Origin of the sequence: Pseudomonas sp. W5-01 (assembly GCF_046540435.1) — a bacterium.
Lineage (GTDB): Bacteria > Pseudomonadota > Gammaproteobacteria > Pseudomonadales > Pseudomonadaceae > Aquipseudomonas > Aquipseudomonas graminis_B.
Window position 1 is genome coordinate 475,262 of the sequence record NZ_JAXCIP010000003.1, and the last position, 15,043, is coordinate 490,304.

8 protein-coding genes are annotated in these 15,043 nt (G+C 62.6%); 5 read left to right on the forward strand and 3 right to left on the reverse strand.

Translation table 11 applies throughout. The features are described from left to right. Position 1 precedes the first annotated feature (1 nt). Together SLW75_RS12175 and mnmC are read right to left on the reverse strand one after the other, a co-directional pair. Positions 2–670: an ABC transporter ATP-binding protein gene (locus tag SLW75_RS12175; protein ID WP_065986903.1), complete on the reverse strand. Its 669-nt coding sequence runs from the start codon at positions 668–670 to the stop codon at positions 2–4. Positions 671–818: 148 nt separating this feature from the next. Continuing rightward, entirely contained in the window at positions 819–2,834 is a 2,016-nt protein-coding gene (gene mnmC / locus SLW75_RS12180; RefSeq protein WP_410934550.1) for a bifunctional tRNA (5-methylaminomethyl-2-thiouridine)(34)-methyltransferase MnmD/FAD-dependent 5-carboxymethylaminomethyl-2-thiouridine(34) oxidoreductase MnmC, read from the reverse strand. A 136-nt stretch (positions 2,835–2,970) separates the two neighbouring features. On the opposite strand from mnmC, the gene SLW75_RS12185 reads away from it, so the two are divergent. Together SLW75_RS12185 and pap are read left to right on the forward strand one after the other, a co-directional pair. Continuing rightward, positions 2,971–7,281, forward strand: coding sequence for a dermonecrotic toxin domain-containing protein (locus SLW75_RS12185; RefSeq protein WP_410934551.1), 4,311 nt, complete (start codon positions 2,971–2,973; stop codon positions 7,279–7,281). 157 nt (positions 7,282–7,438) lie between these two features. After that, positions 7,439–8,941, forward strand: a complete 1,503-nt coding sequence (pap, locus tag SLW75_RS12190) for a polyphosphate:AMP phosphotransferase (protein WP_065986909.1) — start codon at positions 7,439–7,441, stop codon at positions 8,939–8,941. Positions 8,942–9,016: 75 nt separating this feature from the next. Here the strand turns inward: pap and SLW75_RS12195 are convergent, their stop codons facing one another. Then, entirely contained in the window at positions 9,017–9,604 is a 588-nt protein-coding gene (locus tag SLW75_RS12195) for a YecA family protein (protein ID WP_192135458.1), read from the reverse strand. A gap of 210 nt (positions 9,605–9,814) precedes the next feature. Between SLW75_RS12195 and recQ the strand changes: the two genes are divergently transcribed. The 3 genes from recQ (at position 9,815) to SLW75_RS12210 (ending at position 15,041) form a co-directional block, all read left to right on the forward strand. After that, a complete protein-coding gene (recQ, locus tag SLW75_RS12200) occupies positions 9,815–11,941 on the forward strand; it encodes a DNA helicase RecQ (RefSeq protein ID WP_065986913.1) in 2,127 nt (708 codons plus the stop codon). A 182-nt stretch (positions 11,942–12,123) separates the two neighbouring features. Further along, positions 12,124–12,558 carry a MarR family transcriptional regulator gene (locus SLW75_RS12205; RefSeq protein ID WP_065986915.1) on the forward strand — a complete coding sequence of 145 codons (435 nt, stop codon included), beginning with the start codon at positions 12,124–12,126 and terminating at the stop codon, positions 12,556–12,558. A 143-nt stretch (positions 12,559–12,701) separates the two neighbouring features. After that, positions 12,702–15,041: a FimV/HubP family polar landmark protein gene (locus SLW75_RS12210; RefSeq protein ID WP_410934552.1), complete on the forward strand. Its 2,340-nt coding sequence runs from the start codon at positions 12,702–12,704 to the stop codon at positions 15,039–15,041. The last annotated feature ends 2 nt before the right edge of the window (positions 15,042–15,043 follow it).

Sequence of the window (15,043 nt, forward strand, 5' to 3'; positions counted from 1 at the left end):
TTCAGCGTTCGCCTTCGCTGACCAGACGACCCAGGTGCAGCACGGCCTGACGCTGCAATCGTGCCGCCACCCTCGGGCTGTGGGTGACCATCAACAGGCTGGTGGTGCTGTCGGCCAGAAGGTCCAGCAGCAGTTGCAGCACTTCATCGCTCGTGGCTTCGTCAAGGTTGCCGGTGGGTTCGTCAGCGAGCAGCAGGGCGGGGCGCGAAGCAAGGGCGCGTCCGATCGCAACGCGCTGTTGCTGGCCGCCCGAGAGTTGTTCGGGATAGCGCCTGAGCAGCGCGCCCAGGCCCAGCCGCTCAGTCAGTTCGGCCTGCCATTCAGGCTGGTAGCGCCCGGCCAGACGCGCCTGAAATGCCAGGTTGTCTTCTACCTTCAGACTGCCGATCAGGTTGAACTGCTGGAACACCAGACCGACTTCCGTGCGCCGCCAGTTGGCCAGTTGCGCCTCGTTCATCTGATCCAGACGCTGTCCGGCAATCTCAATGCTGCCCGTGTCCACATTGTCCAGCCCGGCCACCAGATGCAGAAGCGTGCTCTTGCCGCTGCCTGACTCACCCATCAACGCGAGGCTGCCACCCTGATCCAGTTGCAGGTCCGCGCCACGCAAAACGGCCAAAGGGCCCTGGGCCGTGGCATAGCTCTTGAACACACCCTGGACTTGCAGCATCGACACGCACCTGATTGAAGGGATGGGCTGGAGGATAACGGTTTGACCGGAGCCGATGTAGCCGGCGAAGCAGTGGATCTTCGGCAGGACAAAGAAGTTGCGTCGGAAAGCGATGACGGGCGCGGGACACCCGGTACCGCAGACTTTGCTATTTCCCGCGAATCAGCCCTCGCAGCGCGAACCGATTGGGATGACAGGCTTCGGCCACGCTTCGCGGCAGGGGCAAGGGTTCGTTATCCAGCCAGGCGGCGATCAGTTCGCCGGACAGCGGCGCAGTGATAAGGCCGCGTGAACCGTGACCGCTGTTGACATACAAACCGTCCAGCCATGGGCATTCGGTATCCGGCGTCTGGCGCGCGTCCTTGCGCAGCACGGCGTACGTCTCAAGGAATGCCGCCCGGTCCGCCAGTGGCCCGACGATGGGCAGGTAATCCGGGCTGGTGCAGCGAAATGCGGCGCGACCTTGCAGGTCCTCGGCGGGCAAACCATTGGCGTTCAGCCGCTCGGTCAGGTCCTCGGAGATTTCCCGCAGCAGCTCGAGATTGCCGAGATGTTCGGCCGTACTCGGCGTCAGGTCATCGCTGTTGAAGGCGAAGCTTGCGCCCAGCGTGTGTTCGTCGCCGCGTGCGGGCGCCACGTAACCCTCGGCGCAGACGACAGTCTTCAAGGCCTGGCTGTCGGGCGTGGCAGCCAGTCGGGTGATTTGCCCCCGAATACGCTTGAGTGGAAGGTCAGCGCTGGCCGGGAAGCGTTTGATCTCGGCTGCGCCCGCCAACACGACGACTGGAGCAGAAGCCAGCAGACGCTCGCCATCCCACGCTTGCCACAGCGGCCCGTCCCGCCGCAGCTCGATCGCATCGTTGTGAGTCAGCAGCTTGATGTTGCTTGCGCTGGCCTGATCACGACACAACGCCGGTGGGTGGACCCAGCCGCCTTGTGGGTAAAACAAGCCGCCGCTCTTCAACACGATACCGGCCCGCGACTCGGCGTCAGCCCGGTCCAGTACATGCAGCAGATCGTCGGGGAACGCCTCAGCCAGTTGCGCCTGACGCGCCTGCTCTTTGTCGTCGAAGGCCAGTTGGAGCACGCCGCAATCGTCCCAGTCGATGCCCCGTTGCAGGCGCTCCAGCAAGCGTCGGGTGTGACCGAACCCGCTCAGGATCAGCTGCGACAACGCGGTGCCATGGGCCGACAGTTTCAGGTAAAGCACGCCTTGTGGATTGCCCGATGCTTCTTGCGCCAGATCACCATGGCGCTCCAGAAGACTGACGTGCCAACCGCGCGCCGCCAGGCTCGCCGCGGTGGCGCACCCGGCCAGCCCTGCGCCAATCACCAATGCTGTGCGAGGGGTGTCTGGTGAACGGGGCAGTAGACGTGGCAGGGAACTGGGCCGGGCAAACCAGGGCTTGGCGCGCGGAGGCGTTGGCACGTCTTCAGGCCATGCGATGAAGCGGCCTTTGAGTACCTCCCACTTATGCCCGATTCCCGGCACGCGCTTCATTTTGAAACCGGCTGCGTTCAGTGCCCGGCGCACCCAGCCGGTGCTGGTAAAAGTGCCGATGGTCGAGCCCGGTGCCGCCAGCCGTGCCAGCTCGGCGAATAGCTCGGGTGTCCACATTTCCGGGTTTTTCGCGGGCGCGAAACCGTCGAGAAACCAGGCGTCGATCTGTCCGTCGAGTTGCGGCAGCATGTCCAGCGCGTCACCGATCAGCAAGGTCAGCGTGACGCGCCCGCCGTCGAACACCAATCGCTGAAAGCCCTGATGCACCGCCACGTACCGGCCCAGCAACTGATCCGCCAGCACCTTGAGCTCGGGCCACAAATTCAGCGCGCGCTCCAGATCAGCACGGCTCAGCGGGTATTTTTCGACGCTGACGAAATGCAGCCGTGCATCTGCGACTGCGCTGGCGTTGAACAGCTGCCAGGCGCACAGGAAATTCAGCCCGGTGCCAAAACCGGTCTCACCGATTACCAGCCGACCGCCCGCCGGCAAAGCGGCAAAGCGTTCGGGCAGCTCGTTCTGGGTCAGGAACACATGGCGGGTTTCATCCAGGCCCGACTGGGTCGAGAAATAGACGTCGGAGAACACCCGGGAATGCGGATTGCCGTGTTCGTCCCAGTCAATCTGGGCGTTGGCGATCTGGGTGTGGTCAGTGGTGATCATGTTCGGCTCGGGGCGGGCAAGGTGCCGATGTTACTCCAGCGTCCGGTAGGCGGTGCACTACATATGTATGCCACTTTGCGGGCGGGTTCCTGTTTATCTATGCGCCTTTGATCACACGCAAAAACAAGGACGTCACATGAACACCGCCAGTCTGGCTCTCACTGCTTCATTCATTCGGAACACGCTGCCGCAATGGTTTATCCAGGCGACGCCGGCGATGCGCGACGCGCTGCGCCGGGACATGACCCTCGCGCAAGCCGCCCGCGAACACCTCAATCAGGTTCTCCTGCGCATTCAGGACCTGCCGTCGTTTGCGCGGCCGTTGCTGACTCAGGCCCTCGACACCGAATTCGGTCCGGGTCTCGATGTCGACCGTGACCACTTCTTTCACGCCAGATTCCAGCGTGACTGGCTGACAGGTCGCGCTTCGCCTCAGGGTTCCAGCACGCGTCCGCTGCTGGCCGCTGCGCTGCAGAATTTCGAAGCGGTCGAAGCGACGGACGCTGATCGCGAAAGCACCTCGGCTATCATTGGCGGCGCGTCGGATGCGCCGGCGGGGACGGAAAACGTTCATCCCTTGGGTGTCAGCCCCGGTCGCTTCATCGAGCTGTGCCGCCGGCTTGATCTGGGCGGCCAGTATCAGCGGCACCTGCACCATGTACTGCACCCCGTCGCGAGGCCGGACGTGCCAGATAGCCTGGACAGCGATGACATCAAGGCGCGCATGATCGAGCACGCCCGTCTGGCCTTGCGGGTCGATTCCCACATCGCACGCCTCAAGCGCTCCATTGATGAGGCCCAGTACCAGATGCTGCTTCAAGTCAATGCCTACGGGCCTGCGGATCAGGTGTCTAGCCTGAAACTGCTGGGCTGCCGGTTGCGCGACGCGTTGGTGTTCAAAGCCGCCGGTCAGACGCGTTGCGTGGTTTACCTGCCAGGCGAGCCTGATGGTGCGATTCAGTCCCATGCATCCCTGGAAGATTTCACACAGGCACTGAGGACCAAACTGCGTTCCGAGGTGTATCAGCGCTACTTTGATCGCTTTATTCCCCAGCGCAGCAAGTCGGCTTTCTTCAAGCGTCTGCACGAACGACTGGCGCCCCATGTCCTGCACAGCGTCGCCCGTGGCGACGGTTTTCACCGACAGCTGATCAGCGTTTCCGAGGTGGATCAGACGGCTTTTCTCGATCTGGAAGCCATCGAGGTGGGCGGCGCATTGGGTGATGTTTTCTACCTGTATCAGATGCTGCGACTGAAGGACGACGCTCGCGTACTCGCGGTCCCTACCGATGACGAGGACCAGAAAACCCGGGAGCAACGTCTCGCTGAATGGCTGGACTACGGCATGGACGCGCTGAATGTTGCCGCGCTGTTCGTTCCCGGTCTGGGTGAAGTCATGATGGTGGTCGCGGGTGCGCAGTTGCTCGACGAGACCTTCGAAGGCATTGAAGCGTGGCGCCATGGCGACATGGATGAGGCGTTGGATCACTTGGGGAGCGTCGCGCGAAACCTGGCATTCATGGGCGCGCTGGGTGCCGCGGGCGCGGCGACGGGCGCAATGGCCGCAGAATCCGCTGGGTCGCAGCCTCCGTCGTTCATCAAACGCAGCCTTCCGGCCCGGGACGCTGCAGGTCGTCTGCGCCTGACTGACGTAGGCACGGCCCTGCGCCGTCTGCACCCCGAACTCGCAGACATCGACGAACCATCCGTCAGCCGGATAATGGCAGTGAGCGGCGTCGACGAAGAGTGTCTGGCCGCATTGCACATCAGTCAGCAACCCGCGCCCGCAGCGCTGATCGACACTGCCAAGCGGTTTCGGCTCAGTCAGCAGGCGGCCGACTCTGCCCAGGCCCTGGACGCGGCATACCTCGCCAGCGAGCAGTCGAACGACCCGCTGATTGCACTGCTGAGACGCGATTTCCCGTCGCTCACCCTGGCTTCCAGCCAGGCTCTGATCGCTGAGGCCGGTGCCGAGCAGCGGCTGGCCATGCTGGACACCCGGCGCATCCCGCTGGAAATGGCCGGAAAGGTACGCGGGCATTTGCGTCAGACCCGCATGAGCCGCGCGCTGGAAGGCTTTTTCCTGACCCCCAGCACCGCCAATGACGATCTTCAGCGCCTGACGTTGCGCAGCCTCGCGACGTTCCCGGGATGGCCCGCCGACGTGCGCATTGAGATACGAAGCGGCGACGCTACCGGCGCGTTACTTGACAGCATCGGCGCCGAGAATGCCACCCGGCAACGTGTGTTGATCAAGGGCGAAAAAGGCTTTCAGGTAGAGACCGCTGAGGCATCGGGGGGAAAAGGCAGTCTGTTTTCCGCGCTGTTGCGCGCGCTGCCCGAGAGCAGTCGCCAGGCGATGGGGCTCAACGACCCGCAGACCGGCGTGCGCGCTTTCAAGCGCCGTGTCTTCAACTGGGTTCGGTCGCAACCGAAATGGGCGGCCGAGCAGTTGGGGCAATGGACGTTACCCACCGAGTTCAGGCCGCCGCAGCGTTTACTGGACGGGCGCATCGGTTATCCACTCAGCGGACGCGGGTTGCCTGTGGCCGAAGGTGCGATACAACAGCAATTGCTCCAGGCAATGACGCACCTCTATCCGGAGAGTGTCGAGCTGGCGGATCAGCTGCGGGCCATGGCTCGGCGCGGGCGATCACTGGAGCAATTGCTGGCCGCGACGCACGCCCGTGCGGCCGCCTATGACCACCTGCACATGAGCCTGATCGCCTGGGCGGAGGCCGAAGATATCAGCGTGCTGCTCAATGACGGTGAACGGCTGGCGCGGCGCCGGGTGGCCAACGTGCTGGGTCGGGCGTGGCGTTACAGCCATGGGGATGCTCCCCGGGGGTCGCGCTGGCTGACACTGGAGCACCTGGTCATTCCGGAATTGCCGCCGTTGCATAGTTTCTATGCCGACATCACGCAGATCGAGCTCAATAACGTTCAGTTTGATACTTCCGGGGCGAATGCGTTTCTGGCCAACTTTCCGAACGTCACTCACCTGAACGTGCGCGGCAGTTTGGCCGCGCTGCCGGACGGATTGTCTCAGCTGCACTCCCTGCAGCACCTGTCGCTGGAAAATTTGTCGTGGACGCTGGACCAGCCCGCCATGAACACGTTGATGGATATACCTGCGCTGGACTCGCTGAGCCTGGCTGGCAGCCGTCTGGGCGACTTCACCGACACCAGCCGCCTGCGCCTCTCGACCCTGTGGATCAACAACACGGGCCTCACTCAATGGCCGGAATGGACCCATACGCTGGGGCTGGGCGAGCTGGACATCAGTGACAACCACATTACCGAGGTCGCCGCCGAAGTCATCGAGAACCCGCAGGACCATGGCCGCCATACAGTGATCTACGCCTACAACAACCCGTTCACCCACCAGTCGCTCGAGGATTACTGGCGCAACGACACCGGCTACGGTCATCGCTACCAGCTCGACTACGATTTTCCCGAAGACACTCGCGAGATCCACGTCGAAGGCGCGCCGATGGACACAGAGTCCGAGGTATCGGATGACGAAGGCGAGTCTCATGGCCACCGCGCCGGTGCAAGCGCCGGTGCAAGCGCCGGTGCTGCCAGACCCTCCGCTCAGGTGTGGTTGCGCCCGGGTGAGGATGTGCTGAATCAGCGGTTGCTCGCGGCGTGGACTCAGGTTGAACACGCCGCCGACGCGCCTCATCTGCTGGTGCTGTTGCAGCGGCTGAGAGAAACCCCGGATTTCCGCCAGTTCCACGCCGAGCTCGCCAGTGAGGTGCTCACCGTTCTGGAAACGGCCGCGCAGGATGCGGTGTTGCGCGGGCAGATCGAGGTCATGGCCAACGACCGTCTGTTTGGCGCCAACCAGACCTGTCAGGACGGGGCACGGCTGATCTTCAGTGATATTCAAGTGGCGGTATACAGCCATGGATCGCTGCGGGATGTCGCAGAAAGTCAGCGCACGGACGCGTTGCTGGGGGTGATTCGTCAGCTCTTTCGCCTCAATGAAGTGCAGGCGATCGCGGATGCGGAGATTGCCCGGCGCGAAAGTCTGGGGATGGCGCTGGATCATGCCGAGGTGCGACTGGCGTACCGGGTCGGACTGGCGGACGACCTCGGGCTGCCCGGTCAGCCTTACCGGATGGTCTGGGCGCGCCTGGCAGCGGTTGACCGTGGTGCGTTGCTGGAGGCTCGGGGTCGTGTGCTGGAAGCAGAGCGTGGCCCGGCTTTTCTGCAGTTTGCCGTCGACAATCAACAGTGGAACGCGCGACTGCGATCCGGCCACGAGTCAGCCCTCGCGTCGGCCACCGCGTCAGTGCGCGCGCGCATGGCGGCGCTGGAAGAACATCCGCCAGCTGATCCCGACGAGTACCACCGACAAGGTCTGGCACTCATCGCCGAGCGCGATGGGGCTGAAGCACTGATGCTCAGGCAGTTGACGGATCTGTACCGCGCGGGCTGGTAATTGGCTGAACGAGGTGGCGCCGCCGTGGTGCCGCCTCGTTTCTCCTGCAACCGAATGTTTCCCGCTGCAGTGATCCATCGCAGCGGTTGGCGGTCATAACCTGCATCGGCGCTGCCTGCCGCCTGCTAGTCTTGACCGATCCTGAAGGGAGCCTTGAATGTTCGAATCCGCTGAAATCGGCCACACCATCGACGACGAAACCTACGACGCTGAAGTCCCGGCCCTGCGCGAAGCGCTGCTGGAGGCTCAGTACGAACTGCATGAGCAAGGCAAGCGCCAGATCATCGTATTGATCAATGGCATCGAAGGCGCCGGCAAGGGCGAGACCGTCAAGTTGCTCAACGACTGGATGGACCCGCGCTACATCGAAGTGCGCACCTTCGATCAACAAACTGATGAAGAACTGGCCCATCCACCGGTCTGGCGCTACTGGCGCCAGTTGCCGCCGAAGGGCCGGATCGGCGTGTTTTTCGGGAACTGGTACAGCCAGATGATCCAGGGCCGGGTGCACAAGCAGTTCAAGGACCCGGTGCTGGATCAGGCCATCAACGGTGCCGAGCGACTGGAAAAGATGCTGGTCGACGAAGGCGCTGTAATTTTCAAATTCTGGTTTCATCTGTCCAAGCGGCAGATGAAGCTGCGCCTCAAAACCCTCAAGGATGACCCGCTGCACAGTTGGCGCATCAGCCCGCTGGACTGGCAGCAGTCGAAGACCTACGACCGCTTCGTGCGTTTTGGCGAGCGCGTGCTGCGCCGAACCAGTCGCGACTATGCGCCTTGGCACGTCATCGAAGGCGTCGACCCGAACTACCGCAGCCTGACCGTCGGCCGGTTGCTGCTCGAAGGTTTGCAAAACGCCCTGAAGACGCCTGAAGGGGCAACCCATCTTGTCGGACTCGGCCCTTTGCCCAACAACAGCAATGAGCTGAGCCTGCTCGACAACCTCGACATGACCCTGGCGCTGGAAAAAGACGATTACGACGAGCAACTGATCACCGAGCAGGCGCGGCTTTCGGGGCTCATGCGCGACAAACGCATGCGCCGTCACTCATTGGTGGCGGTGTTCGAGGGCAACGATGCAGCGGGCAAGGGCGGCGCGATCAAACGTGTCGCCGGCGCGCTCGATCCAAGGCAGTACCACATCGTGCCGATCGCCGCGCCCAGTCAGGATGAACTGGCTCAGCCTTATCTGTGGCGGTTCTGGCGGCAGATTCCGGCGCGCGGAAAATTCACCGTGTTCGATCGATCATGGTACGGACGGGTGCTGGTCGAGCGGGTCGAAGGCTTCTGCTCCGAGGCTGACTGGTTAAGGGCCTACAGCGAGATCAACGACTTCGAAGAGCAGCTCACCGACTTCGGGGTTGTAGTGGTGAAGTTCTGGCTGGCGATCGACGACAAAACCCAACTGGAGCGTTTTCAGGCGAGGGAGAAGGTGCCGTTCAAACGCCACAAAATCACCGAGGATGACTGGCGTAACCGCAGCAAGTGGCCGCTGTATCGCGAGGCAGTGAGTGACATGGTGGATCGCACCAGCACTGAAATCGCGCCGTGGACGCTGGTCGAGGCCAACGACAAACGCTGGGCGCGGGTCAAGGTACTGCGCACGATCAACGAAGCGATCGAGGCGGCATTCAAGAAGAGTGACAAGAAACACAAGTAGCGGGGAAGGGGGCGTACGAGCCGGCGTCGGCTCGTACGTTTCTCCTGCGCTAACGCCGAGACTTGATGGTCGGGCTTAGTGATGGCGCGGCTTGAGGATAGCCGGCTTTTCATCCGGGGCTTGCAGCAGCAGGTACAGCGCGGTCAGCGCTTCCGGGATCTGCACGATCATGTCGTCCATCAGGTTGGCGTCAGCGGCGATGTCGGCGAACTCTGGCTGTTCATCGAACAGACCGGAACCGACCATAATCGGCAGCAGCATCTCGCTGACTTCCTCTTCGTCGTTCTCGAACCAGGCCGACTCGCGCAGGAACACGCCTTCCATAAAACCGATGCACCAGCCACGCAGCTCGGAGTCGTCTGGGTCATCGCCCAGGTCCAGATCGCACGGCAATTCGAACTCCTCGTCCGATGCCAGCTGGCGAGCGATGTGCGCCTTGAGCTGGATCAGGGTGGATTCGATTTCCTCGTGTTGCGCCTCGTCGGCGTAGTGCGGAGGCTCGGCGAACAGTGCGTCAATCCACTCGCGATCAGGAACGGTTTCGGCGCAAATGGACAGCGCGGTGAGATAGCCGTGGGCGGCTACGTAGTCCAGCGCTTCGTCATGCAGCTCATCGGCATCGAGGAAGGCTTGCAGGCGGTGTAATTGCTCAGCGAAGGACATTGACAGACTACCTTGGGAATAAACGATGCTGAATTCTAGGCCCTGAGGGCGCCCGGCGCCAGCGGCGAGGCCACTGGAATCGGTATTCCGGTAAATTTCGACCGCCGGTGTCACCGCGGTCCAATCTGTCGGAGCGCTCCGGTATACTGCCGCGCTTTGCGATTTCCACAGCGATTCTCGACCGCTGTTGCGGCACCATCCGGGGTATTTATGCTCGACCAGGCTCAACGCGTACTTAAAGACATCTTCGGCTACGACAGCTTCCGTGGTCGCCAGGGTGCCATTATCGAGCGCGTGGCCAGTGGCGGTGATGCACTGGTGTTGATGCCCACCGGCGGCGGCAAGTCCCTGTGTTTCCAGGTGCCGGGCCTGTTGCGCGACGGCCTTGCGGTCGTGGTTTCGCCGCTCATCGCGCTGATGGACGATCAGGTGGCAACGCTGGAAGAACTCGGTGTTTCAGCCGCCGCACTGAACTCCACGCTCAGCGCCGAGCAGCAGCGCGACCTCGCTAACCGCATTCGTCTGGGCGAAATCAAGATGCTGTATCTGGCACCGGAACGTCTGGTCCAGCCGCGCATGCTGTCGTTTCTGCAAAACCTCAAGATCGCCCTGTTCGCCATCGACGAAGCCCACTGTGTGTCGCAATGGGGTCATGATTTCCGTCCTGAATACCTGCAGCTGGGCCAACTGGCCGAGCTGTTTCCGGACGTGCCGCGTATCGCCCTGACCGCCACAGCCGACAAGCGCACCCGTGAAGAGATCGTCGAGCGTCTGCACCTGCAGAACGCCGAGCGCTTTTTATCGAGCTTCGACCGCCCGAATATTTTTTACCGCATCGTGCCCAAGGAACAGCCACGCAAGCAGTTGCTGGCATTTCTGTCCGAGCGGCGCAGCGACGCCGGCATCGTGTATTGCCTGTCGCGCAAGAAGGTCGAAGAGACTGCGGCGTTCCTCAGCGACAACGGTTACCCGGCGCTGCCGTACCACGCCGGCTTGCCCATCGAGACCCGCTCCGGCAATCAACGGCGCTTCCTTAATGAGGAAGGCCTGATCATGGTCGCCACGATCGCGTTCGGCATGGGCATCGACAAGCCCAACGTGCGCTTCGTGGCGCACATGGATCTGCCCAAATCGCTGGAAGCCTATTACCAGGAGACTGGCCGGGCAGGGCGGGACGGTCTGCCGGCCGATGCGTGGATGGCGTACGGTCTGCAAGACGTTTTAATGCTCAAGCAGATGCTGCAGAACTCCGAAGGCGACGAGCGTCACAAGCGCGTCGAGCAGCACAAGCTCGACGCCATGCTGGCGCTGTGTGAAGAAACCCGCTGCCGGCGTCAGTCGCTGCTCGCCTACTTCGACGAAATCATGCCCAACCCTTGCGGGCATTGTGACAACTGCGTCGACGGCGTGCAGACCTGGGACGCCACCGAACCCGCGAGACAGGCGCTTTCAGCGATTTATCGAACCGGCCAGCGCTACGGCGTCGGCCATCTGGTCGATGTGTTGCTGGGCAAGGAAAACGACAAGGTTCAAAGCTTCGGTCATCAGAAGCTGGCGGTGTTCGGTGTCGGCAAGAGCCGCAGCGAAGGCGAATGGCGTTCATTGTTCCGACAACTGGTGGCGCGTGGTCTGGCCGACATCGATCTGGAAGGCTACGGCGGTCTGCGCCTGAGTGACAGCTGCCGACCGCTGTTGCGTGGCGAAGTCACCTTGCAGCTGCGCCGTGACCTGAAGCCGCAGACCACCGCGAAAGCCTCCGGCAGCCCGGCGAGTCAGCTGGTGCGCGGCGAAGAGCGCGAACAGTGGGAAGCGCTGCGTGCTTTGCGGCGCAAGCTGGCCGAAGAACATGGCGTGCCGCCTTACGTCATCTTTCCGGATTCGACCCTGCTGGAAATGCTCCGCAGCCAGCCGGGGACCATGGCCGAAATGGGCCGGGTCAGCGGTGTGGGCGCTCGCAAGCTGGAGCGTTACGGCGAGGCGTTCCTCGAAGTGCTCGGCGGTGCAGCACCGGCGCCGCGTGTCGTCACCGATGTACGGCACGAACTCATCAGCCTCGCCCGCGCCGGTATGACGCCGATGCAAATCGCCGGGCAACTGCAGTGCTCGGAGAAGAACGTCTACACGATGCTCGCCGAAGCGATTGGCAAACAGCAGCTTTCCCTGGATCAGGCGCTGGATTTGCCCGAGGACCTGATGACCGAGATTCAGGATGCGTTTCTCGACGGCGAAGGCGAGCTGCCCCCTGTTGCCGCTATTGCCGAACTGTTTACCGGGCGCGTACCCGAGGGCGTGCTGTATTGTGTGCGGGCGGCGTTGCAGTCGGAGTTTGAGGTCTGACCCGTCGCAACCTCGGCAGGCAGCACACTCAAATAATCCCAAGCAACCCGAAGGCCTACCCGCCGCATCCCGGCACCTCCTCGCCGCTGCGACGAATCACCACGCCCGGGCGCTTGCCTCATCACTGTCTCCATGGTTAGCTGCCTATTAATTAGGATTCGCCTTTAACCATCGAGTTACCTATGCCGTTAACCGAAGAACATCGCTTTGGCATGCAACTGGCCCATATGTCCCGGGGCTGGCGCGCGGAGCTGGATCGCCGGCTGGCTGATCTGGGATTGTCCCAGGCGCGCTGGCTGGTGTTACTGCATCTGGCTCGTTTCAAAACGCCACCCACCCAGCGTGAACTCGCCCAGAGCGTGGGCGTTGAAGGCCCGACCCTGGCCCGGCTGCTGGACAGCCTGGAAAATCAGGGACTGGTGCTTCGGCAGGCGGTGCTCGAAGATCGTCGGGCGAAAAAGATCGTCCTCTGTGACACCGCGCGTCCGCTGATCGAGAAAATCGAAACCATCGCCACCGCCTTGCGCCACGAGTTGTTTGCCGGCATCGACGAAGAAGAATTGCTCATGTGCATGCGCGTTCATTCGAAAATCCTCGCCAATCTCGAAAAATCCTGAAAACCGCGCGAACGCCTGCGACAAATACATTGATGCGGGCGAAACATCCTGTTCTATTTGCACCCATACTGATGCTGCCCGGATGACGTGTCCGGGCATACCGAATGTGCAGGGAAGCCTGCCTCGTCTTCAAAAGGGTTCGCATGCTGAAGAGTTTTCAGGCCGGTAGTCGTCGTGAAGGGGGTGCGCCTCTTCGCGTTCAGTCGGGTCTTCGTTCGGGTTTGCTCGCCATCGGGCTCGCCTCGGCCGCGTTGCTGCACAGCTCCGTGGCGGCTGCGCTGGGTCTGGGCGAAATCAGCCTGCATTCTGCGTTGGGGCAACCCTTTAACGCCGATGTCGAATTGATTGAAGCGGGTGGGATGAGTCCCGAGGAAATCGTCGTCGGGCTCGCGCCGCCCGAAGCCTTTGCCAAGGCTGGCGTGGAGCGCGTGTTCTTTCTCAACGACCTGCGTTTCACTCCGGTGATCCGTGGCAACCGCAGCGTGATTCACATCGAATCCCACAAGGCGGTCACCGAGCCGTATCTGAATTTCCTCGTCAGGCTGGTACGGCCGAACGGCGACCAGCTGCATGAATACACCGTGCTGCTTGATCCGCCGACATCGCCGACCGGGCTCGCCGCGACGCGCAGCCGTACTCAATCGCCAGCGGCCAGCGCGAAGAATGATGATTCGCGTCTGCCGGTCGCGCCGCCCCAGGCTCGACAGGGCAAGCACTACACGGTCGTGTCCGGCGACACGCTGGCGGGTATTGCCCGCCAAGTACAGGCGCCTGGCAGCAAGACCTCTTCTGCCGAGTTGATAAAAGGCGTGGTGGCGCTCAATCCGCAAGCGTTTCCCAATGGTGAGCGCAGCCAGTTGAAGGTCGGTCAGAGCCTGTTGCTGCCGGACAACGCCGTTGAACCGAAGACCGCCAATGGGTCTGCTGCAGGCAGCGGCACCTCGGCCGCAGCCTCCGCCCCGACGCCTGCCTCGGCGAAGCAGAACGCCAGCGATCAGTTGTCGGCGGCGGCGCTGGAAAACCAGCAGTTGAACAACACGCTGGACGACCTCAAGCAGCAAGTCCAGACGTCCACCGTCGAAGAGGCCGACAAGGACAAGCAGATCATCGAACTGCAGACCCAACTCGCCGAACTCAAGGCCCAGTCGGCCAAGCCTGTGGCGGCGCCAGTTGCTCCGGCCCCCTCGACGGTGGCGACGACTCCAGCTGACACGACGGCGGCAACGCCGGCTGCACCCGCTCCGGTAGCCACTCCCGTACAAGCGCCGGTGCCGGTTGCCGCCGAGGATGAGTTCCCCTGGACGTCGGTTCTGGCAGCGCTGTTGGTGATATTGCTGCTCCTCGCGCTGGCCTGGTCTGTGCGCCGCAACCGGATCAAAAATCAGCTGGCCCTCGAGCCTGTGCCGGCGGAACCGGTGGTCAGGTCTGCGGCCACGGTCACCCCGGTCTTCGAAGTGCCGGCGGTCACCCCGGCGCGTCCGGCTTCGTCAGCACCTGCCGGCCAACGTCTGGCCGGTGCCGCCACTGACGCCCTGGATGGCGCGAGCATTTACATCGCCTACGGTCGCTTCGCCGAAGCACTGGCCATCCTGCGTGATGCGTTGGGCAAACAGCCCGAGCGCACCGATGTTCGCCTGCGCATTCTCGAACTGCTCGGCGAGCAGGGCGACATCGATGCGTATGACGAAGAAGAACGCGTGCTCCTGAGTCAGGGCGTCGACGCGCAGAAGCTTCAGGATATTCGCAATCGTTACCCGAAACTGAAGCCCGAACCCGTGGTGCCCGCAGCGCCGTCCGCGCCAGTCGCGTCGCCAGCCATGACCTCGGCCGCAGCCTCCGCCGCGGCCCTGGGTGCTGCCGCGGTGCTGGCCAGCCAAACAGCCTCGGCCAGTCAGGCATCAGAAGAGCCGCCGGAGCTCAGCCTGACGGAACCCACCCAGTTGGACGAAAATGCGGCCGCATCACTGAACCCGGTCGACCCTGCCGACGATTTCCAGCTCAACCTCGACGACCTCTCCATGGACGCCGACTGGGATCTGGTTGATCCGTTCGACAGCACGCCCGCCCCGCGCAAGCCCGCGCCTGTACTCGAAGCCGAACCTGAACTCGACACTTCATTCTCGTCCGACCTCACGCAGCTGCCCGAGGTGTTCGAGATGCCCGATGAGCAGTTCCTCAGCGACTTCGCCGAAGAGGAAACGCCGCCGGAAATGGACGTTCAGTTCGAGACCGGTCCGGCAGTCATTGTGCAGAGCAACAGCGATCTGCTGGACGACGCTTTTCTCGACAGTTTCATGATCGAGGAGGGCGGCTTCGATCTGCTGAGTCTGGACGAAGAGCCGCTGAGCAAGATCAATGAGGCGCAGGTGCTGATCGATGAAGGCAATGTCGACGAGGCCCGTCGGCTGTTGCAGGAAGTGATCGACGGCTCCGACGACGGCCCGCAGCAAACCGCCCGTGATTTGCTGGCAGGGTTGGGCTGACC